At 41.5% G+C, this 23949-nt stretch carries 22 protein-coding genes and 1 tRNA gene; 11 read left to right on the top strand and 12 right to left on the bottom strand.

Annotated elements, in window-relative coordinates:
• Window positions 1–12 precede the first annotated feature (12 nt).
• Window positions 13–849, top strand: a complete 837-nt coding sequence (locus tag AAEY88_RS05490; RefSeq protein WP_350560142.1) for an enoyl-CoA hydratase-related protein — start codon at window positions 13–15, stop codon at window positions 847–849.
• Window positions 850–1438: 589 nt separating this feature from the next.
• Here the strand turns inward: AAEY88_RS05490 and AAEY88_RS05495 are convergent.
• The 3 genes from AAEY88_RS05495 to AAEY88_RS05505 all read right to left on the bottom strand — a co-directional run bounded on the left by AAEY88_RS05495 (window position 1439) and on the right by AAEY88_RS05505 (window position 6663).
• Window positions 1439–2863 (bottom strand): aldehyde dehydrogenase family protein, encoded by a 1425-nt coding sequence (locus tag AAEY88_RS05495; RefSeq protein WP_350560144.1) that lies wholly within the window; start codon window positions 2861–2863, stop codon window positions 1439–1441.
• A 167-nt stretch (window positions 2864–3030) separates the two neighbouring features.
• Window positions 3031–5367, bottom strand: a complete 2337-nt coding sequence (locus AAEY88_RS05500) for a stalk domain-containing protein (RefSeq protein ID WP_350560146.1) — start codon at window positions 5365–5367, stop codon at window positions 3031–3033.
• Window positions 5368–6588: 1221 nt separating this feature from the next.
• A tRNA-Gly gene (locus AAEY88_RS05505) sits at window positions 6589–6663 on the bottom strand.
• Window positions 6664–7167: 504 nt separating this feature from the next.
• Here AAEY88_RS05505 and AAEY88_RS05510 point away from each other — a divergent pair.
• The 4 genes from AAEY88_RS05510 to AAEY88_RS05525 all read left to right on the top strand — a co-directional run bounded on the left by AAEY88_RS05510 (window position 7168) and on the right by AAEY88_RS05525 (window position 9603).
• Window positions 7168–7980, top strand: a complete 813-nt coding sequence (locus tag AAEY88_RS05510) for a M48 family metallopeptidase (protein ID WP_350560148.1) — start codon at window positions 7168–7170, stop codon at window positions 7978–7980.
• A gap of 256 nt (window positions 7981–8236) precedes the next feature.
• Entirely contained in the window at window positions 8237–8584 is a 348-nt protein-coding gene (locus tag AAEY88_RS05515) for a BolA family protein (protein ID WP_350560150.1), read from the top strand.
• Between the two features lie 118 nt (window positions 8585–8702).
• Complete coding sequence (locus AAEY88_RS05520) at window positions 8703–9062, top strand: SirB2 family protein (RefSeq protein ID WP_350560152.1); 360 nt, start codon at window positions 8703–8705, stop codon at window positions 9060–9062.
• Window positions 9063–9201: 139 nt separating this feature from the next.
• On the top strand, window positions 9202–9603 hold the full coding sequence (locus tag AAEY88_RS05525; RefSeq protein WP_350560154.1) for a hypothetical protein: 402 nt from the start codon (window positions 9202–9204) through the stop codon (window positions 9601–9603).
• A 165-nt stretch (window positions 9604–9768) separates the two neighbouring features.
• On the opposite strand, the gene trxC is transcribed toward AAEY88_RS05525, so the two are convergent.
• From trxC to AAEY88_RS05540, 3 genes are all read right to left on the bottom strand, one after another.
• Window positions 9769–10200 (bottom strand): thioredoxin TrxC, encoded by a 432-nt coding sequence (trxC, locus tag AAEY88_RS05530; RefSeq protein ID WP_350560156.1) that lies wholly within the window; start codon window positions 10198–10200, stop codon window positions 9769–9771.
• Window positions 10201–10296: 96 nt separating this feature from the next.
• A complete protein-coding gene (locus tag AAEY88_RS05535; RefSeq protein WP_350560158.1) occupies window positions 10297–10479 on the bottom strand; it encodes a DUF2892 domain-containing protein in 183 nt (60 codons plus the stop codon).
• A gap of 219 nt (window positions 10480–10698) precedes the next feature.
• On the bottom strand, window positions 10699–11568 hold the full coding sequence (locus AAEY88_RS05540; protein ID WP_350560160.1) for an MBL fold metallo-hydrolase: 870 nt from the start codon (window positions 11566–11568) through the stop codon (window positions 10699–10701).
• Between the two features lie 253 nt (window positions 11569–11821).
• On the opposite strand from AAEY88_RS05540, the gene AAEY88_RS15830 reads away from it, so the two are divergent.
• From AAEY88_RS15830 to AAEY88_RS05560, 4 genes are all read left to right on the top strand, one after another.
• Complete coding sequence (locus AAEY88_RS15830; protein WP_407074407.1) at window positions 11822–12307, top strand: ArsR/SmtB family transcription factor; 486 nt, start codon at window positions 11822–11824, stop codon at window positions 12305–12307.
• Between the two features lie 73 nt (window positions 12308–12380).
• Window positions 12381–14090, top strand: coding sequence for a SulP family inorganic anion transporter (locus AAEY88_RS05550; RefSeq protein ID WP_350560162.1), 1710 nt, complete (start codon window positions 12381–12383; stop codon window positions 14088–14090).
• A gap of 208 nt (window positions 14091–14298) precedes the next feature.
• Window positions 14299–14625, top strand: a complete 327-nt coding sequence (locus AAEY88_RS05555) for a beta-lactamase hydrolase domain-containing protein (protein WP_350560164.1) — start codon at window positions 14299–14301, stop codon at window positions 14623–14625.
• 180 nt (window positions 14626–14805) lie between these two features.
• Window positions 14806–15138, top strand: a complete 333-nt coding sequence (locus tag AAEY88_RS05560; RefSeq protein WP_350560166.1) for a TIGR01244 family sulfur transferase — start codon at window positions 14806–14808, stop codon at window positions 15136–15138.
• A gap of 134 nt (window positions 15139–15272) precedes the next feature.
• On the opposite strand, the gene ahpF is transcribed toward AAEY88_RS05560, so the two are convergent.
• Window positions 15273–16853, bottom strand: coding sequence for an alkyl hydroperoxide reductase subunit F (gene ahpF / locus AAEY88_RS05565; protein ID WP_350560168.1), 1581 nt, complete (start codon window positions 16851–16853; stop codon window positions 15273–15275).
• A 543-nt stretch (window positions 16854–17396) separates the two neighbouring features.
• Here ahpF and AAEY88_RS05570 point away from each other — a divergent pair.
• Complete coding sequence (locus AAEY88_RS05570) at window positions 17397–17645, top strand: DUF465 domain-containing protein (RefSeq protein WP_350560170.1); 249 nt, start codon at window positions 17397–17399, stop codon at window positions 17643–17645.
• Between the two features lie 155 nt (window positions 17646–17800).
• Here the strand turns inward: AAEY88_RS05570 and ahpC are convergent, their stop codons facing one another.
• On the bottom strand, window positions 17801–18367 hold the full coding sequence (ahpC, locus tag AAEY88_RS05575; protein WP_350560172.1) for an alkyl hydroperoxide reductase subunit C: 567 nt from the start codon (window positions 18365–18367) through the stop codon (window positions 17801–17803).
• Between the two features lie 339 nt (window positions 18368–18706).
• Here ahpC and AAEY88_RS05580 point away from each other — a divergent pair, with 339 nt between their 5' ends.
• On the top strand, window positions 18707–19618 hold the full coding sequence (locus AAEY88_RS05580; protein WP_350560174.1) for a hydrogen peroxide-inducible genes activator: 912 nt from the start codon (window positions 18707–18709) through the stop codon (window positions 19616–19618).
• 43 nt (window positions 19619–19661) lie between these two features.
• Here the strand turns inward: AAEY88_RS05580 and AAEY88_RS05585 are convergent, their stop codons facing one another.
• The 4 genes from AAEY88_RS05585 to AAEY88_RS05600 all read right to left on the bottom strand — a co-directional run bounded on the left by AAEY88_RS05585 (window position 19662) and on the right by AAEY88_RS05600 (window position 23916).
• Window positions 19662–20267, bottom strand: a complete 606-nt coding sequence (locus AAEY88_RS05585; RefSeq protein ID WP_350560176.1) for a methyltransferase domain-containing protein — start codon at window positions 20265–20267, stop codon at window positions 19662–19664.
• Between the two features lie 100 nt (window positions 20268–20367).
• Window positions 20368–21045 carry a M48 family metallopeptidase gene (locus tag AAEY88_RS05590; RefSeq protein WP_350560178.1) on the bottom strand — a complete coding sequence of 226 codons (678 nt, stop codon included), beginning with the start codon at window positions 21043–21045 and terminating at the stop codon, window positions 20368–20370.
• 37 nt (window positions 21046–21082) lie between these two features.
• Window positions 21083–22690, bottom strand: a complete 1608-nt coding sequence (locus AAEY88_RS05595) for a DUF1513 domain-containing protein (RefSeq protein WP_350560180.1) — start codon at window positions 22688–22690, stop codon at window positions 21083–21085.
• A 62-nt stretch (window positions 22691–22752) separates the two neighbouring features.
• On the bottom strand, window positions 22753–23916 hold the full coding sequence (locus AAEY88_RS05600) for an imelysin family protein (RefSeq protein WP_350560182.1): 1164 nt from the start codon (window positions 23914–23916) through the stop codon (window positions 22753–22755).
• Window positions 23917–23949: the final 33 nt, after the last annotated feature.

Here is a 23949-nt window from a genome sequence, read left to right on the forward strand (position 1 = left end):
AAAGAGATAACTATGAAAAAGAATATCGTAGTAGAGTCAAATAACCTGACAAACGATGTAAAAGCTGTTTTGAAAAAATACGAGTACGTAAATGTCATACAATATGAATTTGGTATATATAAACTATCCTTAAACAGACCTGAGGCTTTTAATGCCCTTAACGATGAATTGATGTTTCAACTGAGTGAAGTTGTTTCTTTGTTACAACATAATAACGCTCGTTGCTTGGTACTGACTGGTAACAAAAAAGCTTTTGCTGCTGGAGGTGACATTAGTGAGATGAGCGGCAAAAGTTATGCTCAAGTCGCAGAGGAACAATATGTCACATCAATATGGTCAAAGCTAGAACAGCGTAATATTCCCATTGTGGCCGCAGTAAACGGTTTAGCACTAGGTGGTGGCTGTGAGCTAGCTATGCTTTGTGACATTATAGTAGCTGGTCACAGTGCGACGTTTGGATTACCTGAAGTAGGTTTAGGGATTATACCAGGAGCGGGTGGAACGCAACGATTGATTCGTGCTGTAGGTAAAGCTAAAGCAATGGACGTTATATTAAGTGGAAAAACATTGACAGCTATAGAGGCTGAGCGTAGCGGTTTGGTTTCAAGAATCGTTGAAGACGATAAAGCGGTCGAAGAAGCACTTTATGTTGCACATAATATAGCTAAGCGCTCCAAGCCTGTAATTAGTATGGCAAAAAAAGTAGTAGATTATGCCAATGAGTCCAGCTTACAGAATGGTATGCAATATGAACAGCAAAATTTTTATGCTACATTTGCATTAAGCGACCAAAAAGAAGGTATGAAGGCTTTTTTAGAAAAGCGTCAACCAAATTGGCAAGATAAGTAAGATAAATCACTGCCTCACTAAAAAAATCCTCACTTTTAAAGTGAGGCTTTTTTTAGTGAGGCAGTGATTTAACCGTCCTGATTTTATCGGAGACTCATTAGTTTAAAAAAATAGAGTGATAAATAAACTTCAAAAATGCGCTATCTGTATACTAATTGAAGCAACAAGCGATTACCCATCGACATGGTGTGCGTCCTAAGCCAGCTTTCGAAGCACTAAAGTCAGAATGTAAACAACCATAGAAAGTCAATGAGATATCATGCAAGGCTACCAACTTTTTCTCAAACAATGTGATTTATTATTTAAAACACAAACCGCAGAGTTTAAACGGTGTTGAGCTTACTACACTTGATTAAGTGAATTATTTTAGTGAAAAGCCTCTACACAGTGCGTTTAGTGATATGTCGCCTTTCGAGTTTGAGGCGACTTATTATGAAGACTTAATCTTTTCAGGTTTAGTAGCCCGAATCCAATAACGTTGCAATTTCACTTTGATCAGTCGATAGAAACTGTAATACTAGCGCATCTATGCTTCTTGTTCACCTTACTTTTGAAATTGCTCTTCATAGGCTAATCTAAAAAATGTCCATTAAGATTTAAAAATTTGCACCGTTTGTATAGAAGTATACTCTTTGAGACCCGCCTCTCCGAATTCCACTCCAAACCCTGAGTCCTTAACGCCACCAAATGGTGCATCAGGTTGAATCATTGCATGATTATTTATCCAAACTGTACCACATTCTAAACGTGAAGCAATAATTTGCGCTTTTTCCAAATTTTTAGACCATACTGAGCCACCAAGTCCAACTTGCAGCCGATTTGCACTGGTAATCGCATCTTCTACATTGCTAAATTTTATAATAGGTAAAATTGGACCGAACTGTTCCTCATCGACTAATCTTGAACCATCATTGATATTGTTTACTAGGGTTATGGGATAAAAGTAACCATTATCATTGGAAACTTTACCACCACATAAGAAATTTGCACCCCGATCCTTAGCATCTTCTACAAGCGCTTTTACGATATTTAGTTGCGCCTGATTCTGTAAAGGTCCAAAGTCTGTGTCTTCATCAAACCCATTACCCGTCTTCATACTGGTCGCTATGTTGGTCAATGCTTTACAGAGCTGGTCATGCACTGATTCATGAACATAAAGACGTTTTAGTGCTGCACAAGTTTGTCCGTTATTAATAAAAGAGGTTGCAAAAATTTTAGGGACGCAAGCGTCAATATCGGCATCGGCCAAGACAATACCTGCATCATTGCCGCCCAACTCAAGAGTCAAGCGTTTTAAGTTATCAGCAGCACTCCTCATAATGGCTTTACCTGTGAGTGTGGAGCCCGTAAAAACAACTTTGCGAATATCTTCATGTGAAGAAATAGCTGCGCCAATATCGCCTGCACCAGTCACCACATTCAACACGCCTTTTGGTAAAATTTCTTTAGCAATTTCACCAAAGTATAATATGGTCAATGGTGTCATTTCAGATGGCTTCATGACTACTGTGTTGCCAGTTAGCAAAGCAGGAATTATGTGCCAAACGCCTATTAGTAATGGATAATTCCACGGTGTAATTGAACCCACAACACCAAGCGGCTTGCGATGTAGCTCTATACGAGCGACATCATTATCCTGAATAGTTTCTGGAGTCAACTCCATGCTGGCTGTGCCACGTATCCATGCTAGTGCACCGTTAAGTTCAAATCCTGAACCTAAATCAGCAAATCCTTTCATAGGTTTGCCTTGTTCTTTAGTAAGTAGCGTCATGATATCCTTACCATGAGCTTCCACCGCATCAGCAAGTTGCATTAACTTGTCTCGCCGTTCTGCGTAAGTTAGTGCTGACCAATCAGGGAATGCCGCTTTGGCAGCAGCTACTGCGTCATTCAATTGTTCGACACTGGCCTTTGGACAGCGAGCGACCACAGATTTATCTGCAGGATTGATAACATCGAAATAATTGGTAGCTGCGATACTTTTACCGTTGATAATTAAGTTAAAATCTTTCATTACCTTACCTCTATATTGGTAGGATTATTATTTGTATGGTTAAACGACAAGACTGAAGCTAAACCATAAAACTAAATGAGTTGACTTTTTAGTCTTCACATAGATATCTTAAATTAACGTGAAGACTAAATAATTGCCAAATTTACAATGCAATACAACGAACGCTTCTATTTATCTTCACTTTGATTGTTTTGTAGCGATGGTGTTTGGTCAAAGAAATTCCACGGTTTTAATAGTACATTCACCCATTCTGTAGGCATGATAGGCCACTCTTCAGCTCGTGCGATATGGGTTGTACCTGTAGTGAGCCATGTCACTAGATCTTTATTATGGATGCCTTCGTCATTTGCAGTAAACATGCCTAATCCCGTATCTCGGTCAGAACGATTAGGATATTTTCCTTCTGGATACAGCTCATCTGAGTTATATTTGGTCACCCAAATCTGCTTATCCATAAAGTTGAGACGCTTAAACAACCACTCATCATCCGCAAAGTTAGCGCCTTTCGCGATGGGGTGAGTAGCTCCTGCAAACGGTATCATTTGATAAGACACAGGATTACCCATCCGGTTTTCCTTACTGGCATTACTGATTAGGCGGATGGTAGTAGGGTCGAAGTTTTCTATAGCTGCCTTCTCGGTCAACACCGTGGTTTCTCGAGTCTCCATTGCACTGGTACGCGGACCACCGCGAGTATTTGCTGCTACCACTGGATCTACCCGTGTTATATGATTGGACTCTCCGTCGATATCTAAATCCAAGCGGAAGTTATAAATATGCTGGTGAGTAGGACCGACGATATTATGATCAATCAGCGTACCGTAGCGAGTATCTTCTTCAGCAGTTGGGGAATGCATGGTGTCTGCAAGTACGGCTTTGACTGCTTCAATGCCCGTGGCGCCAGCGTCGATACCAATCGTCCCGTTTGTCTGAAATACCCAGTCAAATATATAATCATAATTACCTATGGTGCTCACCCAGCGTACCACTAACTCACGACGTTCGGTACTGACGTTTTTTTGTCCCATTTCTTGGTGTTTAAACTCGGGACCAGCATAACGTTCAAATACTGCGATGGCGTTAGGAATGGTAGTTGGATTGCCTTTATAATCTGGAATAACCGCTTCAAGAAATACAGCGTTTTCTGGTGCGTCGACGTTCCTTTCTAGTGGGGAGGTCAACGTTCCCATACCGTATTCGCCGGCATCTAGATAAGACTTAAAGTACCAGCCCATGTCAGGATCACCATAAGGCACAACCATACCTGCCAAACTGCCTTGATACATGATTTTGCGATCATCGCCTTTATCATTAAACGTGACTGTATTGATTTGTAAGCCAGTACGACTATCAAAACCAATATGAAACTTCCAGTTATTCCATTCAACATCTCGACCAGTGATAGTATAGTTTTTCCCTTCTGGCTCAATAATATTTAACGGTTTACTAGTGACAACGTCCAAACCACGACCGTCGATCGGGCGCGGGGTCATCGGTACAGGAATAATACTACCCTCTTCAATTTTGATAATCTTTTTCTTATCTAAATCAACGACTGCAACTAAATTTTCAATTGGATGCGCCCAATAGTTGCCATCTCCCACATCTAGGTAAGATACGATCTTAAGAATTCGCTGCTGCTGATCTAGAAGACCATCTTGCCCCCCAAAATAGCCAACAGTCAGCGGTGTTCCCACGACTTTAGTCACATCGTCAATACCACGTTTTTTTAACGCCACTTTATATTCTGGGCTACTTTGAATAATATCTTGAACCGCGATAAAATCATCTATCAACACCATACCAAATGTATTTTCTAGAGTTTTCCAGCTGGTCAGCACTTCTTTGCTTAAATTCGCTTCTCCTTCAGTGACAGTGCTTCCCTTCAAAAGCGTAAAAGTTGCAATACGATCGCCAGTATAAGGAGTATCTTCGATCACATTGCGCCACACCTTATCTTTATCAGGCTGTTTTAGGCGGATATCAGAAAATCGTAAATTGGTCTCGGTAGGTTTGGCCTTTTTTATAATAGCCAACGTTTGTTTGATTTCATCGCTGCTCAAAGCATTTAACGGATGCGGGATTTGCTCTATCTTGAAGGTTTGATCTAAGCCGGATTGTAATATCTCATTAGCTAAAGTTTCGGGTGCTAATATCTGCCCCTGCTGTACTAATAAAGGATTAGTGAGTTCTAAAGGCTTCCCATTAATCATAGCGGTACGGCTACCAGGTTTGAGTTGTACGCGTGTGGAATTCTTGGTAATGGTATATACATCAGCGTAGCTATCGTATTCAACATCTGCCCCTGCTGTACTCATTGCTTCTTCGATCGGAATCATATTTACCTTTCCGCCATGAGCAAGCGCCTGACTACCATAAGCAAGGGCCAAGCTAGCTACTAAAGCCGTTAAAGTAGATTTAAATACGGTATTGTAAGCAGATTTTGTGTTGGTTTTGGTATCAATCTCTTGCTGACGATAAACGTTCAATTCAGGGTTTGTCATAGATAACTTCCTTGTTGTTTAAAAGAGATAGAAATAGCATATAATTTTGATAAAAAAATTAGTAATAATCGTTATTCTTTAGTTTAAACTTACCAAAATACAATATTGTAAACCAATTAATATAACGCGCTAACTCTGTGACGAATTCCATTTCGTACTAGAGGAATGTTGCGACTAATGGGCAAATATAGTTAAGACCTAATAAAGAGTGTGAATATAGTTTAATCCATAGTAGCTGCCTTACTTATATACCTCAACTTGGTTAAAACACCTCTTTATTATCTTACATTAACTCTAATATCTGTGAGTGAGTTTTTAAGTTAATTTGCAGATCTATGCTAATTGACTTAAAAACATAATTGATTTGAAGTAACTAAGCAGAAAATTTTTGTTTTTAACATTGAAAAATGAATATTACAGTAGATTACATCTCACAGAAATTCACCCTATTTTTTAAAATATTCTATAATTGAATTAATTTGTACAAGTTACGGCTATGAACCTGACTATATGCTATAGCACATACTCTATAATCATTTTAGTATAATCATACTGCACAGAACTAATATAACAATAGTTCTATTATTATACAATAATATATTTCTGATATATTTCTGCTTGTTACTATCATCTATAAATTAACTGTATTTAGTTTAAATAAATAGGATATTTACTAGCCTTAAACAGAATTGATTGCTTATTTGAGTTGTCAGAAGTATAAATTTAATATATTCCGAAGATGAAGAATCACAACAAAAAAACTTAGGATTATCACAATCAAACCGCTTTGACCATGCCGGAGATTACTATACTGAAGTTAAGCCGTTAAACTTGACTGGATTAATTTTTTTATAATGCATCGATCCAAACTCAAAAGGAGGTATACAAATAATCGCCCTGTGCATGCTCTTATCATTATAGCTAGCGCTCTAATTATAGCTTGGATACTACTTTCATCGCCCATCTTAAAGAACTTAAAATTAGCGTTTAGCAAATGGATCTTAGTGTAACCTTTTATTATAGGTGAGATAGTTAGGTTGAAGTTACTTATACAGTTGGAGCTTTAGAACTTGGTCACAAAATAGTCATATTGCTGTTTTCTATATTTTTTATATATTAGATAATAAGAGTGATTGCTTAATGCAAAAAACAGCTGTAGCCTTTGAGAATAAGACAAAAAAAAGCCTCACTATATATTATATAGTGAGGCTTTTTAGTATTTGGAGCGGGAAAAGAGATTCGAACTCTCGACCCCAACCTTGGCAAGGTTATGCTCTACCACTGAGCTATTCCCGCTAATCTAGTCGCACTTCAATGCTGCTTTATATCTTAGCTCTTATGAGCCGTAATATCCAATAACATCGTTGTCTCGATAGGCTGGCTATTCTATCAAATATTCTGACGCTGTCAATGCCTTTTTTCAGTCATATCCTGCCTAGCAGCAATTTTGGAGAGTGACTCATAGTAATATTAGTTGCAGCTGTTTGATTTTATAACTAATTTTACTATAAATCGAAAGTAATATTTTTTAAGTTATTTTAGCAAAAATAACTTAAAAAATATTACTTTCTATGAATCGATAAGCGCCTCGACAACTTTTAGGGTTACCTATAAGGCAAACAGGTGTTACTTATCGTTACTTACTTCTGACCCTCAACAAACTCACTTACAATGACACGTAGTATTGTTACTTTTTCTGCATTGGTTTTGTGTAACTATCATTATTATAATGACACCTAATATGGCTCTGTTTTCTACCTAATTTGCTCAACTTTATTTTTTATAGCGAGGATGTCTTTTATGAAAAAATTGCTTACTACCACGGTTATGGCGGCTTCATTGTCGGCATTAAGCCTGACCGGCTGTACCAGCACGACTAGCAGTGGCGCGATTGGTGTTGATCGTCAGCAACTATTGCTGGTATCTAGCGAGCAAGTCTTAGAGCAATCTGCACAAAGCTATAATAAGAATATCAAAGAGGCGCGGGCGCGCGGTGTACTCGATAATAACAAAGCTCAATTGAATCGCCTGAAAAATGTTGCGAACCGTTTGGTCGGTCAAGTTGGTGTTTATCGTCCCGATGCAGCCAATTGGAAATGGGAAGTACATACCATCAATTCCAAAGAGCTCAACGCTTTTGTGATGCCCGGTGGCAAAATAATGTTTTATAGTGGTATCATCGACCGCTTGAATCTAACCGATGATGAAATTGCAGCCATCATGGGCCATGAAATGTCGCATGCGCTACGTGAACACTCACGTGAACGTCTGTCACGTGAATATGCAACCCAAACCGGTATCGGTGTTGCCGCTAGCGTCTTTGGTCTCACGCAAGGTCAGGCGCAGTTGGCTAACTTAGCAGGTGACTTTGGTATAACACGTCCGCACAGTCGCACCCAAGAAAGCGAAGCGGATCAGATTGGTCTTGAGCTGATGGCACGCGCCGGTTATAACCCACAAGCTGCTATTACGTTGTGGCAAAAAATGCAGCGTGCCAGCCAAGGCGAGCCCCCACAATTTTTGAGCACTCACCCAACAAGCAGCAACCGTATTGCCCAGCTTCAAGCTTTGATGCCTAAGGTAATGCCGTTATATCAAAAATCACGCCGCTAAAAACTTACCAACCAAGCATTTGTTAATAAAGCATCGTAGATAAATTCCATAGCTACCTTTTAAAAAGATTAAAAATTAGCAGAACGTGACTTATAGTTTGCGTTCTGCTTTTTGATCTCTCAATTATTTGGAATTATTAGCTTATTTGTCTACTAGCGCTTAACCCATTCCTATACGACGCTCGTGCCAGCATCTGTTATAATCCCACTAACGAAACCGCTATGCCCTATTAGTTATTATTCTATAAAGGATCGCTATGAGCCCCTCTAATTCCGCCTCTTCTGCACCTACCGCTGCCGCTATCCATGAAATATTACAAGACCTGCAACCACAACATATCGACTTGGTAAACGAGTCTATGAATCATGCTGGCTATTTTGCCGGTAAAGAGAGTCATTTTAAGCTCACTATCGTGAGTGATGCTTTTACTGCTAAGCGCTTGGTCGCCCGTCATCAATTGGTTTATCAGCTGGTAGATAAATTACTGACCTCACAAGGTGGTAATGTCCATGCCTTAGCCATTCATGCCTACACACCTGATGAGTGGCAAGCTCAAGGTGGAAGTCCTGACAGTCCGTCCTGTGCCGGTCAAAATGAAGGCTAACTGGCAACAACCTTGATAGTAACAACATTGACAGCAACTATATTAATAGTAAAAAATCACGAACTCTATACCTAAGTCAGCAAATGCTAACTGATCATTGTAAAAGGAACCACGTTTAATGAAACATTTACACACGCTCTTGGCATTGCTGGTAATTGTGCTGTTTTTATACCAAAGCTATCTGGTATTAGGCGCCAACAGACGTGCGCCGCGCGTCATTAAAATCTCCAATCATATTCTCTATGCACTGATTATCGTCTCAGGCGCTTGGATGTTAATGCAGCTGATGAGTGCCAATGCTCCTGTACAGTGGGTATTTGCCAAAATCATCTTGCTGGTTGCCGCGATCAGCGCCAGCATTAAAGCGTTTAACCCTAATGCAACGCAAAGCCAAAGCAAGGTCGGTATTCTTATCGCGGCTGCCGCTTATATTGGCATTGTAATACTGGCCTATGTGAAACCCGAAAACTTGTTCTAGGGTCTTATGAAGTGCACTGATAAGTGGCACAAATATAACAAAAAATGCATCATTAACTTTACGCTTTTAGTATCGAAATTGACTTATTTTTGCTATCTTAAATACAACACTTCAACCTCATGGGTCTTATGGAGCCATTATGAAAACTCTTACTGCAATGACATTATTGGCAACAGCTGGCATATTCGGTCTTACAGGCTGCGCGTCTACCGGTAACTTGACCCCGCAATATGTACCGCCGAGTACTTATCAGCGCTATGATTGCCAAGCACTGAATCAAGAATATATGCGCGTTAATCGTTATGTTGAAGCGACCCGCAACGAACAATCAACCTTGTCCGCTTCAGGTGTAGGGGTTGGTGTATCTGCAGGGCGCTGGGGCATCTCTCCTAATATCAGCTTTGGGGTCGGTAAAAGTAACAATACCAAAGGCCGCGACGCTAAATTATCACGGCTTTATGGTGAACGTGACGCCATCATCCAATCTGCTCGTATTCAGCGTTGCAGCTTCGCTAATGGTATTAAGATTTACGGTGAATAAGTTTGTAATGTAGGAGATTACATCAGATATATCTGATTTAATCTGCAAGGCATTATTTCATTAAAAGCACTTAATAAAAAGATAGAAAAAAGCCAATACGCTACTAGGGTATTGGCTTTTTTAATCGCTTTGATCGGTGAGCGTTCAACAGGGTAATGACTGTGACTACAAGCTTTGTACCCACTGCACAATTTGATTGGTAGGCAGTGCACCTGACTGCCGAGCCACTTCTTTACCATGTCGAAAGGCCACCATCGTCGGTAGACTACGAATATTATAAGGGGCGGCAGCTTGCTCATACTTATCGGTTTGTATTTTAGCAAAGATAACTGTTGGTAGCTCACTTGCTGCTGCTTTAAACTGCGGCGCCATCATCAGACAGGGCTGACACCAACTTGCCCAAAAATCCACAATGGTCAAAACATCATTTTTTTGAATAATTTTATTGATCGTTTGTGCGGTTAGTTCATGCGGACTGCCCGTCAATAACGGCTGACCGCATTTACCACAATTTGGCGTGGCACTGAGTCGCTCAGCTGGTACCCGGTTGGTCGCTTGGCAATTTGTGCAAACGATATGCAAATCCTGTTCACTCATATCATGACTCCTATCGGTCTTTATTCTAAAAGGGTCAATAGCGCTGTTGCACTATCGACCCTATCAACACTTATCTTACCTTACCATTAAATCGACTTAACGCTGACAGGTATTGGTACCCAACATTGTATATAGTGGACAAAAACGAAAGGCACCTGTTAATAGAGGCACCAAGCCGATCACACCCCACCAGCTTTGGTAATAAAGACCAATGGCAATAATGGCCAAACCGACGACAATACGTAGCAATCTATCAGTACTTCCAACATTGATTTTCATCGTTAATTCCTTAAAATAATTTAATATAATAATCTGAGAAAATAAGCCAGCTATCTATTGATGATATAGACTCGCATTATGATGAATAGTATTCGTTCAGTGCTTACCTAATACAGCATGTCCTTACAGCTTATTACTGTTACTCACTTATTGCTTATCTACATTCTATTATTTACGCACACTGTCAACGCCTATTATCAGGGGCGTTACTCAAGCATATTACCCAAGCATATTAAGGGGTACTTTAAGGTAACGGGTACCATTATCCTCAGGCTCAGGCAAATGGCCAGCATCGATATTAACTTGTACTGAAGGAATAATCAGTCGTGGCATCTCAAGCGTGGCGTCACGATGCTCACGCATTTGTACAAATTCAGCTTCATTAATACCGTCTTTGACATGAATATTACCTAGCTTTTGCGCCGCGACGGTAGTGGTTGGGCAATGTTTGCGGCCTTGGCTAGGATAATCGTGACATAGATAGATCACCGTATTGTCATCAAGTGCCAACAGCTTTTTGATTGAGTGATACAAAGTTTTAGCATCGCCGCCTGGAAAGTCACAGCGCGCCGTACCTACATCTGGAGCAAATAGCGTATCCCCAACAAAGACCGCTGTTTTTTCATCATCAGCAGCGACATAAGCCATATCAGCAGGTGTATGCCCAGGAACATGCATGGCAGTAATAGTAATCGCACCAAGTGCTAAGGTGTCCCCCTCATCGGTCAAAATATCGAACTGACTGGCATCAGTGCGAAAGCTGGTATCGAAATTATAAATTTTCTTAAATATTTTTTGAACTTCGGTAATGTGCCGCCCCATTACCAGCTCGCCGCCCAAAGTTTCTTTGAGATGAATAGCACCTGAGATATGGTCAGCATGGGCATGGGTCTCGATAATATATACCAGCTGCCAATCTTGGCTACGCACGAACTCAATGACCTCATCGACACCTGCCGTACCGGTACGTCCTGACTTAGGATCAAAATCTAATACTGGATCGATCACCGCACATAACTGTTGCTGAACGTCGGCTAATACATGGGTAAAAGTCTCGGTGTCGCTATGTAAAAAAGAATGTACTTGCATGGCTACCTCGCTATTATATTTGTTTTTTTAATAGGTCTTAACTGTCACTATTAATATAGCAGCAACCAAACACTTTATCAATTTATATAATGTAAATGACGATAACTTGATATAATAAGCTATATAATTGATAATTAACTATCAATCAATAATATGAATGTTTGTATTATCGCAAGCGTTCGTTAATTTTGCATACTTTCATTGTCTTGTTAGTGTCATATTGCCACTACAAGCGCCTACATTGGATGTTAAAATGACTGTAACTAATCACTCCATAACCTCCGCGACCACTGTCGCTATCCCTTACACTGTCGCTATTCTCTATAAGGAGCCTACTCTGACGACTTCTACCCCAGCAACGACTTCATCGGTGTCAACACCCACTCACGATATAGCTGATCATTTAGAATCAAGTACTATAGATTTTGTGCCGGTAGATCTTGCCAAACAAATGCAACAAGCATCACTACAAGCCAGCCAATTATTGAAATCGCTATCACATCCGGATCGATTATTGCTCTTATGTCAGCTGACGCAGGGCGAGTATTGTGTTGGTGAGCTTGAGAGTTTAGTGGGCGTTGGACAGCCGAGCCTATCACAGCAACTGGGCATCTTACGTAAAGATCAGCTGGTCAATACCCGCCGCGAAGGCAAACAAATTTATTATAGTATCGCCAGCGATGATGCCTTAGCGGTATTGCAGCTACTTTATCAGCGCTTTTGTGCAAAAACAGATTAATAATAGCTTAGCCATGCTGTTTAATGCGATGATAATTTAACGTAATGATACCTTAAGGTGATGATAAATTAATATGTCTTCAATCGGCGCTCGTCTGATACCTGCTTGGCTACGTCAATACCAGCTTGCAACCTTACCGACTGACATAATTGCAGGTTTAGTAGTCGGTGTGCTAGTCATTCCGCAAAGTTTGGGCTACGCGGTACTAGCAGGACTGCCGCCCGTTTATGGACTATATGCAGCGATTGTGCCTGTCATTGTCTATGCGTGGCTTGGTTCTAGTAACGTCCAAGCGGTTGGGCCGGTCGCTATTACTGCCATTATGACGGCCAGCGCCTTGCACGCTTATGCCAACCAAGGCGCTGAGCAGTATGTGATGATGGCCAGCTTACTCGCAATGATGGTAGGCGCGCTATTGTGGATTGCAGGACAGCTCAAACTGGGCTGGATTATGCAATTTATTAGCCGCGGGGTGTCAGCAGGTTTTGTTAGCGGTGCAGCTGTGCTTATCTTTGTCAGTCAGCTTAAATATTTAACTCATATTCCAATAGCGGGCAGTAGCTTGATTGGCTATTTATCAAGTATGCAACAGTATGCGCAGCAACTGCATCCGTTGACCTTACTCATCGGTGTTGTCGCCTTTGCGCTGTTAATTATGAACCGTTATGGTAGCAAATGGATATGGCGCTCATGGTTATCATCATCTTATGCTAAATGGGCAGAGCGCTTATTTCCACTTATTTTGCTTGGCATTGCTATTGTTCTTAGCATCAGTATGCAATGGTCAGCCCATGGGGTGGCGACTATTGGTATTATTCCGCAAGGGCTGCCGGCTTTTACCCTACCTTACCTGCCAGATTTTCGCGAAGCACTTAACTTATTGCCTACCGCCGGACTGATGGCGCTTATTGCCTTTGTGTCTAGCAGCTCGGTTGCTAGCACCTATGCACGCCAGCGCAACGAGAGCTTCGATGCCAATCGTGAACTGACTGGACTGGGTTTAGCTAACCTCGTTGGTGGCCTATTTCAAAGCTTTGCAGTCGCTGGTGGCTTTTCACGTACAGCCATCAACGTCGATTCGGGAGCAAAAACACCGCTTGCCAGTCTAGTGACGGTGCTGGTAATGGTTGCTGCCTTGATAGCGTTTGGTAGTACGTTTGCCCCGCTACCTTATGCGCTGTTAGGGGCGACTATCATGGCCTCTATCATTGGTCTGATTGATATTGCGACCTTAAAATCTGCCTGGCAACGTGATCGCTTAGATGCAGCAAGCTTTATAGCAGCGTTCATTGGCGTGCTGATATTTGGGCTTAATACTGGCTTAGTTATTGGTCTGATGGTGTCATTTGCCAGTCTGATTTTACAATCGAGTAAGCCGCATGTGGCTATCGTAGGGCAACTGGCGGGCACAGGTCACTTTCGTAATATTAATCGCCATGATGTCGTGACTTATCATAATTTATTGATGTTACGTATTGATGAGAGTCTATTTTTTGGCAATAGTGAATCAGTACATCGCCGTGTATTAGAAGCTACCAAACAATACCCCGAGGCGCGTGAGATTATCCTAATTATGGCAGCGGTCAATCATATCGATTTGACCGCCCAAGAAATGCTCATTACTCTTAACCAAGAGCTTGCTACCCAAGATAAGCATTTGCACTTTAGTTTTATCAAAGGACCAGTGATGGATATCATTGAGCATACGCCACTACTTACTAAGCTATCAGGGCAGGTTTATTTGAGCACTATCGATGCCGTCGATGCATTAAAAGAGGCTTAGTAAATTTTTAATTACTGTTTAATTAGTGCCCATCTTTTATTCTAAATAAATACTGATACTTGCTGTCTACTACAAAATACCGTTATGATAGGCTGTTGTTGTACTACAGCGTAGTTGTGATACATAATAGTTTTGACTATCTTAGTACAACTGATCCTTTTTAACTTCTTTAACGTAATTTCTCCAACGAGAATAACAGACATTTCTTATGACTGATAATCTAACGATTTATAAGCAAATTTATCCCGTGCAATGTGCCAAGATTGCTGAGCTTGGCTATCGCTCAGTGATTAATGTTCGCCCTGATGATGAACATATAGCACAGCCTAGCAGCGGTGAATTGGCGGCTGCCACTGAGCAGGCGAACCTAGCCTATCATCATCTACCTTTTGACGATGAACACTTAAGCCTAGTTACGGTCGAGCAATTCGCGGCATTTTATCATTCGATACCTAAGCCTATATTGATGTTTTGTGGGACAGGCGCTCGTGCTAAGTTGTTATACCAAAGCGCTCTAATGCAGGGATTGCTCTAACGTTGATACTTTTTAGCGTTACACAGCTTATCTTTAAAAGTAAGCTCAATCAGCCTACGCTTGGACACTACATGTTAATCGCTATATATTCATCACTACATATTAATCACGGCGTTTAAGTCGCTGTCGGTTAGCATCTAACTCGCAACTCTTTAAATAGATAATAAAAAAGGAGCTCTTATGAGCCACGAAATCAGCATTACCGGACAGATTACCCCTGACCAAGTACCTATGATCGCCGAAAACGGCTTTAAAACCATTATTAATAATCGTCCAGACGGTGAAGAAGCCGGACAACCAACCAGCGCTGAGATTGCCGCTGCCGCTGAAAAAGCCGGTCTAGCCTATAAAGAAGTTTCTTTTGCCGGTAACGAGCTAAACCAAACTCACGTAGAAGCATTTGCGGACTTTTTTAATCAAGCCGAGCAGCCTGTTTTAATATTTTGCCGCACTGGTAATCGCTCAACAGGTATTTATGAAGCAGCTAAGCAAATGGACTTGTTGGATGACTAGTACGCGTCATTTGAGCTTGATTTAATCAAGTTATATAACAAACATTCCTCTTTATAATTACGTTTACCGTTCAACAAAAAAATCCCGACGCCTGAGCATCGGGATTTTTATTTGGACTGACAAAAACTTAACTTCTACTGCATTACCAAGTATTCAAACGCCGACAATGCTGCTTTACTACCTTCGCCCATCGCAATATTAATCTGCTTAAACGGAACCGTAGTCACGTCACCACAAGCAAAGATACCTTTGCGATCAGTACGGCAACGCTCATCAATCTCAATCTCGCCAAAGCGGTTCATATCGACGAAGCCTTTGATAAAATTTGTATTAGGTATTAACCCAATTTGGATAAATACTGCTGATAGGTCAAGCTCTTTAGTCTCACCCGAATTGCGGTCTTCATAGACAATAGAGCTAACTTTATCGTTAGTCGCTTTGATTTCTTTGGTCGCCGCACTGGTAATGATCTCAATATTGGCTTTTTCTTGGGCTTTATTGATCAATATTTGGTCGGCTTTTAGATCATCAGCAAACTCAAACACGGTCACATGTTTAACGATATTAGCCAAGTCGATTGCGGCTTCGATACCTGAGTTACCACCACCGATGACGGACACGTCTTTACCTTTAAAGAACGGGCCATCACAATGGGCACAGTAAGCAACGCCTTTACCGATATTCTCCTCTTCGCCTGGGACCCCCAGCTTACGCCATTGGGCACCAGTCGCTAAGATAATACTGCGACTCTCAAACACTTCACCGGTATTTAGATGAATACTATAGTTTTCCTCTTCAGTCTCATCAATCTCTTTAACACTGACATGTTGTTTTAAAGTGATATTGTATTCGTGCATATGCTTTTCGAAATTGGTTGTTAATTCAGTACCGGTAGTTAAGGGTACAGAGATCAAGTTTTCGATATCTTGGGTATCTTTTACCTGTCCGCCGATACGATCAGCCACCATAGTTACTTTTAGGCCTTTACGAGCGGTATAAATGGCCGCTGCTATGCCAGCAGGACCGGCACCAATAATGGTCACATCTTGCTGCTCTAGCTGTTCAGCGTCGTCTGCACTGCCTTCTGCTAACAAGTCAGGGAATTGATCCTGCAACTTTCCAATCAGCTTGGCGGTATCAATCATACCATTAGCGAATGGTTTGCCATTTAGGAATACCGCAGGTACGCCTTGGATATTATTAGCATCTACTTGCTCTTGGAATAGAGCACCATCAATCATCTCATTGCTAATACCGTCATTTAATAGCGCAAATTGGTTTAGCGCTTGCACCACTTCTGGGCAGCTATGGCAAGATAATGACACATAGGTTTGAAACTGTAATGGCTTATTAAAACGCTTAACTAGCTTTTGAATGCCTTCATCAAGTTTTAAAGTATGACCACCAGCCTGCAAAATCGCCAAAATTAGCGAAGTAAATTCGTGACCACCAGGAATACCGCTAAATACGATACCCGTATCAGTCAATTCGCCGTCAATATGACTACGAACCGCAAAGCTAATGGGGCTTGGTAAGCTGTCATCATTAGAAGCTGCATCAAAGTTGATTTTATCTGTAGTGCTTGCGATTTTAGTCAAAAAATCAATCAGTTCGGCACGCTTATTATGTTCACCGCTACCTAATACAAAGGTAATAGGGCGAGTCATATTTTCACTATAGCTTTTAACCGCGTCTAATAAGCTTTGGTCTATCATGATTGTTCCTCATTTTTATTGAATATGTAACGTCAGCACTGTTTTTAGACTTAAGCTGATTATATAAATGTGAAAAGTCAGTAGCAGTTAATAAATTTAAAAGCGTTTTAACAACTGTGTGGGTGACCTTGAATACGTCTATTATCGGGCGTTTCAGGATTTTGAGCAAGCTGAGAAATTCAATTAATATCATTGATAAAACCAATCATATACTGATATTTGTTTTGAATTTTAAATATAGGTATGAATATTAACCATGGTATAAGCGCTTTTATTTCGCTACAATCGAGAATAGGTCATAAGTTTAATCACTTAGTTTCCTAATGATAGTCTCATTTTTATGGTGAGTAATTACTATTATTTTCTTTTAATTATATTTCTTCTTAATGACGCTTTTTTAATAGCAATAGCCTTCTAACAGCAAGCCTTATAATAATAGGGCTTCATAATAAATAAGTCTCATAATCATAAACCGTCTTAACCCCCACGCGCCAGTGCTTAAGAACTTACTCTAAGCTTGCGCTAAATAACAAGGATGACAACATGAGAAAGACTGATACATGGCAAGATAACAGAGATATTATCGCTGAAATTAAACAGAAAGACAGCCACTTTGCGAGTATTTTTGATGAGCATACTCAGCTCGATCAGCAAATCAATCAGCTCGAACATGACGTAGTCAAACATGCCAGTCGTGATGAAGAAATCGAAAAAATGAAGCGACGCAAACTCCAGCTTAAAGACGAGATTTATAAAATAATCGATAAGAATAAAATCCAGTCTCGCGCCTAGGCATTTACCATATATAATAGGTAAACATTATAAACCCCAATAAATATAAAAAGACCCCATCAACATGTGCTGATGGGGTCTTTATTCATGTGGTCTATCTAAACTAAGGCGTTATAGATAGACTACTTATTAAACTGTCGTTATTAAACAATAGCTTAGATTTTACCAACCAAATCAAGACTTGGTTTTAGAGTTGCTTGACCGGCTTCCCAAGCGGCTGGGCAAACTTCGCCATCGTTTTCACGTACATATTGAGCGGCTTTTACTTTACGGAGCATATCTTTTGCACTACGGCCAATACCTAGGTCATGGATTTCAGCAACTTTGATTAAGCCATCTGGATCGACTAGGAAAGTACCGCGTAAAGCTGCGTTATCTTCTTCAATCATGATGTTAAAGCCACGAGTGATTTTACCAGTACCGTCGCCAAGCATTGGGTAAGTGACTTTACCAATCGCTTCTGAAGAATCATGCCATGCTTTATGGACGAAATGAGTATCGGTTGATACGGCATAAACTTCAACGCCTAAGCCTTGTAGCTCTTCGTAATGATTGGCCATGTCTTCAAGTTCTGTTGGGCATACAAACGTGAAGTCATGTGGATAGAACATAAAGATTGCCCAGCTGCCTTTGACGTCTTCTGAAGTAATGGTTTTGAACTCACCATTTACGAACGCTTCTGTTGAGAATTCTGGGATTTCTTGGTTAATAATAGCTGCCATGATGGGCTCCGTTATTGTTAAGTTGATTGGTGATTATTTATCTAGTTATTTAAACTAAGCCTTTAATGAACGAGGCCACCTGACAAACTATACGTGAATTCTATGGTTAATCCAGTTAAAAGTTTTTAATGTGATGTTTTGTTTTATTAAACTTGTTAGACTATTCTATCTGTTGTTAGTCAATAGATAGTGACACGTAAACCACCTTGCTGCTTAAATTTAATAAGCAAAAGCTTGCTGCTTAAATTTAATAAGCAAAAGAATCACTAAAAAATTGTGTGGAAATTACATCATTTTTCTTTGCAATACCTGATTACTGTCCGTCAAAAGAGAGCCATTATGATTACCCTACGTCAACTTGAATTTGCCTTAGCTGTCGCCAAACATCGCCATTTTAAACGCGCGGCTGAAGACTGTAATATTTCCCAGTCGGCACTTAGTTTGGGGATAGCAGAACTTGAGAAACAGCTGGATACGCAGATTTTTGAGCGTAACAATAAGCAAGTACTGATCACCCCTATTGGACAAGATATTCTGACCCGAGCGCAACGGGTATTTTCTGAGATCAATGATTTGACCACCCGCGCTCATAGCCATCAGACGCCGCTTGCTTATCCGATGACTGTCGGTATTATTCCAACTATTGCCCCTTACCTACTACCTAAGGTGCTACCGGCGCTTAGACAACACTATCCAGAATTTCGCATGACCATCGTTGAGCAGCAGACGGAGCGTCTACTGGAACAAGTTCGCTATGGTCATATTGATACGGCCATTATTGCGCTGCCTTATGCGGTAGATGGACTGCATACTTTTGAGTTTTGGAGCGAAGACTTCTTTGCCGTATTCCCCCAAAACGATGTCCATGCCAAACTAGACACCATCAATTCTGATGAGCTAGCAAACGCTAATTTAATGCTGCTGGGGGAAGGTCATTGCCTAACCGATCAGACTCTATCAGTCTGTCATTACGATCGCGAGCAGATGAAATCAAGCTTTTCTGACGCCAGCTTGAACACTTTAATTCAGATGGCACTGGCTAATATGGGTACCACATTAGTGCCGGAGATGGCGCTAGATCAGCTGCACCTACAAAACCAAAATGCAGTAGCCATACCGCTAGCTGAGGCAGGCCCGCACCGTCATATTGCTTTTGTGACCCGTCTAAATTATGCCCGCGTCGATGACGTGAACTTGCTCGGCGACCTATTTAAACAGGCATTTGAAGAGGCTGCCAAAAGTGCTGACTAGCGACTTAGCATAGATAACATACCCAACTCCGAGCTATTTAATGCTAACGTTGGTTTTGCATCATAACAAACAACTCACTACCCTGACGTGCAGGATGTGAGTTGTAACAAAGCTCCATTATCTTAATATCAAGACAGGACTCAAAACGCTGGCGGTACTCCGCCGCGCTACCACCAAATGGGGGGTAATCCTTGCCAAAATCCTTATCAAATAATAGCCCAACCAGTTTACCTTTAGGCTTTAATAACGCAGCCATTTGCTGCACATAGTTATCACGATGCGTAGGGTTTATCGCACAAAAAAAGGTCTGCTCTAGTATCAAATCGAACTGATACTGGCTTGGCGATAATGTGAAAAAATCGGCACAAATCAAATGTTCAGGTGGAAAGCTGGGATAGCGCTCAGCAAAGGTTTTAATCGGGGCCGGGGCAAAATCAACTAAGGTAACATTGGTAAAGCCTTGCTCATGCAAGTAACCGACTTCATAGGCATTACCTGCTCCAGCAACTAAAATTGACTGATTTTTAGCAGATGCTGGCAACTGGTCGATGTAAGCTTTGAGTGGCGGTGAGACCTCCCCCATATCCCAACTGATGCTGTTCTGCTCATAGTGCTGCTGCCAAAAATTAGCTTGATTGATATTTTCCATACGATATCTACTCCTTATAGGCTACTATGTGGTTTAAACGATACGTTTTGTAGCATTATGGCTTATCATAGCAGGCTTATATAGGTCTAGCATGTTTAATCTAATCCAACTTCCCAGATTTACCGGCCAAAATATCATGCCATTGCTGATACTTTGGCATAGCTGTAGCAACCGTTTGCCAAAATGCGTGACTATGATTGGCATGATATAGATGACAAAGTTCATGGACAATCACATATTCCGTACACTCAATAGGATAAGCAGGAAGATAAACCGATAGCCAGATACGACGTACGCGGGTATTACAACTGCCCCAGCGCGTGTGCATTTTTTTGATGCGTACTTCATTGGCATAAACGCCAACAATCGGTTGCCACTTATCAAATAGCGAGGGCGCTACGGTAGATAGTTGTTGCCGATAGTAGGCAATTTTTTCATTACTGTTCAATGTAAAGGATTGCGCCTTACCCCATAACATAACCGGGTCAGACGCTGCTGATGGGTTAAGCGTGGCTAGATGTCCCTGTTTTTGCCCGCGGTTATGCTGGGCTAATACTTGGGCGTGATTGTCTATTGCCCACGATACCCGCTTATCTATCACCTGTGCCATTTGTATGGTACTGATCCTAAACGGTACTGAAACCAGTAAAGCATAAGGCTTAAGGCGAAAATTGATGTTTTTAACGCGCTTTTTAGTAATCTGTAGCTCAATGCCTGCCACCATTAAACGCTGGGCAGTATTATCTAATAAAGGCGTAGCATATTCTCGCGGCATCATCACCTCTGCTCAATACTGTTTAGCATTAACTGCTTTATTATAAAGCTTGCAAGTGATTGTCAAAAGACATCAGGTGCAGATGGCTGTCTTTAACAATACGCTCAGCTTGCTTGTCATCTACCGCCTCTGACTCTATTACCGATAAACATTTGATGCATAAGGTTGTCAGCTGACCTTGCCCATCGCTGACGATAAATCCAGCTTGTCCAGCATTCGGATAAGCGTCATCGTTTGCACTAGTTTCGCCTTTGCTACCCAGTACCGACGCCCCGGCACAGTCAAGAAGGCGCACAGCAGTAATCAGCTCACGAGTATTTAAATCATAAATAGCTGCACAGCCGCCAATCGGTGTGGTGACGCATAATAGATTATGCTGACTATCAACTGCCACACTAGCAATATAGTGATGAAAACGTTGCCATTGATTGTTGGGCATAATTAAGGGCTTTAAATCAACGTCACCACGCTTATGGGTCAGCACCAAAGGCACATTGAGATACTTTTCCCCTTGAAATTGAATACCAATCATCACCGTGCCATCATCATGCATGGCTAAATGACGGATACTCATTTGATTGTGCTCAGGGACAATTTGTTCTAATAACCTGCCATCATGACGGTTTAAATACACTAGTGATGGGCGCATGCTGTCTAAATTTAACTCCTCACGAGAGGCTTGTTCTGTTTTGATACCACCATTAGCAATGATGAGTGTTTCGCTGTCAGGATACATAATAAGTTCATGCGGTCCGATACCATGAGAGTCAAATTCTGCTACCTTTTGATAACCTTTATTAACGTCATAAACACCAATTTTGCCCGTTAAACTTACGGTATCATTTTCGGTCACATACAGCAGTTTGCCGTCTAAGCTATAACAAGCATGGCCATAAAAATGGCGATCAGCAGCTGATTTAATGGCGTACTTTACTTGTCCTGTGGCAGTATCTAATACCCAAAAACTTTCACTAGGACGCCGTCCCATGACTACTACATCGCGGTGTGACACTTTGCTAAAATCGTCAGACAGTGGTTGTACGACAATATCATGGACGCGCTCAGGCATAGTAGTCTGCCAGACAATTTGGCGGTCAGCATCAATGCCAACCACCCCAAAGCCACTATCGTCACCGTCTTGATGGGTTGATGCAGTAACTTGCGGTATGGACGTCACACCACTGACCCAGCATACTGGACGCGCCAGCATGATAGTGGTGTGTACATCTACAAACTTATCCTGGTTACGGCCATCGGTACTTTGATTGATATCACAGCTATTAGGATGGCCTTGATAGGCCTGTTGCCAAGCAGACATTCCTTGCTGACAGGCATATTGCAAGCGTTTGAGCTGCGGAGCAAGTAGTGCCTGTTTTGACTGTTGAGGTTGTTGTAATAAAAATGATGGTAGCGACTGCAGCTGGGAGTTAATACCTGTTAAGTAATCTTGCAAACGTGCATCCGGCTGCTGCTGCTTACGATAGTAATGATGGATACCGACCAATGCGGTTGTGCCTATTATGCTTCCTAATACCGTTGATGTAGTACCAAGAATCGTCCGTCCTGACTGCGCATCGAGCTTAAGGGTATCTACCTCAGGCGTTGCTATTTTAGGTATTGCTCTCTCAGACGTTACACACTTATCCATCGTATTTAGACCTTTGGTTTCTAGAGCTTCTATCTGTCTGCTTATCGTTTAACAACCATTATTTAATCACCATCATTACTATTAAAGCCCACACGAACACCTAACGTCGGAATCAGCTGCCGCTTAATCAATCGCGTCACTGTGGTTAAGTGATCATAGAGCTGTTGTTGGCTGGTTTTATCCGCAGTCGCTAAATCCTCTGGCATTTGTGCCAGTAGAGTCGTGGTCTCAGCAAGTGCTGTTGATAAATTATTACCGATGTCGCTTTCGTTATTACTACCCAACATAACGGTTAATACCGGATCAGTAAGGGCTTTGTTAAGAGTTGCCAATTTAGCATTGATAATCGCACGGCTTTGTTCAGCGGTGGCTGCGGGTAGATGACCTTTGGCTTTACCGGTCAGTCCTAGCGGCTGATCAATAGCAGTAGACTTCATAGTCTCAATCAATGACAGTAAAGAGTTAAACCATTGGTTCAGCCCTTGATCGCTATCAGCAGTTTTATCAATAGCTAACAGTTCAGTCGCATTCTCTCGCCAGTGGTTCTCGATATCTTTTAGGCGCGTGCTTAATGCACTACTGGCGCTAATAACATAGGCACATTGACCAGCATCTAAGCTATCATTCGCATATAGCACTTCTTCTAACCCTGGTATACCTTGTACAATAGCACTTTCATTCGCCAACTGTTTAGAGGTTAGCGCAGGATTAGCAGCGATAAGATCAGCCACGCCGCTATGCACTAATCCGCGCTCATCCGGATAATAGTTGATATATAGATTGCTCATGCTATCAGTCGCAGGGCCAAAGTCAATCATCTCAGCACTTGCCCATGCTTGCGCTAGCGTCAGCCACTGATCGCGCAATGCTTGCAGCTCATCACCACTAACCGGCACTTGCTGACAATGTTTCTGTGCTAGATCATGTAACACAGCACTTTGCTTGGCTGCATCGGTATACGCAGGAATAACGATGTTTTCAGCAACATGGGTTAGATAGGTTTTTGAGGTATCTGCGCTAATCTCTACCGGTGTAATAGTGATATTTTGGTCCGCATTATTACTCTCGCTAGAGGTTGCATCAGTAGCAAGTGCAGCGCTATTTTGCGTTACTGTTTGGCTGTCGCTATCAGGCGCTTTATTGTCATCAGCCGGTTTAACGCAGCTGATCAATAGTCCGGCACTTAAGGCCGATAGTGCCATCGCTAAGGCATGGTTTTTTTTCATAAGGCTCTCGATATATATATCGGTTGGTAGATG

The organism is Psychrobacter sp. CAL346-MNA-CIBAN-0220, assembly GCF_040309805.1.
Taxonomy (GTDB): Bacteria; Pseudomonadota; Gammaproteobacteria; order Pseudomonadales; family Moraxellaceae; genus Psychrobacter.

Excerpts from the sequence above, each read along its gene's own strand:
- AAEY88_RS05490 (WP_350560142.1), top strand. The coding sequence starts at position 13 with ATGAAAAAGAATATCGTAGTAGAGTCAAATAACCTGACAAACGATGTA.
- AAEY88_RS05495 (WP_350560144.1), bottom strand. The coding sequence starts at position 2,863 with ATGAAAGATTTTAACTTAATTATCAACGGTAAAAGTATCGCAGCTACC.
- AAEY88_RS05500 (WP_350560146.1), bottom strand. The coding sequence starts at position 5,367 with ATGACAAACCCTGAATTGAACGTTTATCGTCAGCAAGAGATTGATACC.
- AAEY88_RS05510 (WP_350560148.1), top strand. The coding sequence starts at position 7,168 with ATGAAAAAATTGCTTACTACCACGGTTATGGCGGCTTCATTGTCGGCA.
- AAEY88_RS05515 (WP_350560150.1), top strand. The coding sequence starts at position 8,237 with ATGAGCCCCTCTAATTCCGCCTCTTCTGCACCTACCGCTGCCGCTATC.
- AAEY88_RS05520 (WP_350560152.1), top strand. The coding sequence starts at position 8,703 with ATGAAACATTTACACACGCTCTTGGCATTGCTGGTAATTGTGCTGTTT.
- AAEY88_RS05525 (WP_350560154.1), top strand. The coding sequence starts at position 9,202 with ATGAAAACTCTTACTGCAATGACATTATTGGCAACAGCTGGCATATTC.
- trxC (WP_350560156.1), bottom strand. The coding sequence starts at position 10,200 with ATGAGTGAACAGGATTTGCATATCGTTTGCACAAATTGCCAAGCGACC.
- AAEY88_RS05535 (WP_350560158.1), bottom strand. The coding sequence starts at position 10,479 with ATGAAAATCAATGTTGGAAGTACTGATAGATTGCTACGTATTGTCGTC.
- AAEY88_RS05540 (WP_350560160.1), bottom strand. The coding sequence starts at position 11,568 with ATGCAAGTACATTCTTTTTTACATAGCGACACCGAGACTTTTACCCAT.
- AAEY88_RS15830 (WP_407074407.1), top strand. The coding sequence starts at position 11,822 with ATGACTGTAACTAATCACTCCATAACCTCCGCGACCACTGTCGCTATC.
- AAEY88_RS05550 (WP_350560162.1), top strand. The coding sequence starts at position 12,381 with ATGTCTTCAATCGGCGCTCGTCTGATACCTGCTTGGCTACGTCAATAC.
- AAEY88_RS05555 (WP_350560164.1), top strand. The coding sequence starts at position 14,299 with ATGACTGATAATCTAACGATTTATAAGCAAATTTATCCCGTGCAATGT.
- AAEY88_RS05560 (WP_350560166.1), top strand. The coding sequence starts at position 14,806 with ATGAGCCACGAAATCAGCATTACCGGACAGATTACCCCTGACCAAGTA.
- ahpF (WP_350560168.1), bottom strand. The coding sequence starts at position 16,853 with ATGATAGACCAAAGCTTATTAGACGCGGTTAAAAGCTATAGTGAAAAT.
- AAEY88_RS05570 (WP_350560170.1), top strand. The coding sequence starts at position 17,397 with ATGAGAAAGACTGATACATGGCAAGATAACAGAGATATTATCGCTGAA.
- ahpC (WP_350560172.1), bottom strand. The coding sequence starts at position 18,367 with ATGGCAGCTATTATTAACCAAGAAATCCCAGAATTCTCAACAGAAGCG.
- AAEY88_RS05580 (WP_350560174.1), top strand. The coding sequence starts at position 18,707 with ATGATTACCCTACGTCAACTTGAATTTGCCTTAGCTGTCGCCAAACAT.
- AAEY88_RS05585 (WP_350560176.1), bottom strand. The coding sequence starts at position 20,267 with ATGGAAAATATCAATCAAGCTAATTTTTGGCAGCAGCACTATGAGCAG.
- AAEY88_RS05590 (WP_350560178.1), bottom strand. The coding sequence starts at position 21,045 with ATGATGCCGCGAGAATATGCTACGCCTTTATTAGATAATACTGCCCAG.
- AAEY88_RS05595 (WP_350560180.1), bottom strand. The coding sequence starts at position 22,690 with ATGGATAAGTGTGTAACGTCTGAGAGAGCAATACCTAAAATAGCAACG.
- AAEY88_RS05600 (WP_350560182.1), bottom strand. The coding sequence starts at position 23,916 with ATGAAAAAAAACCATGCCTTAGCGATGGCACTATCGGCCTTAAGTGCC.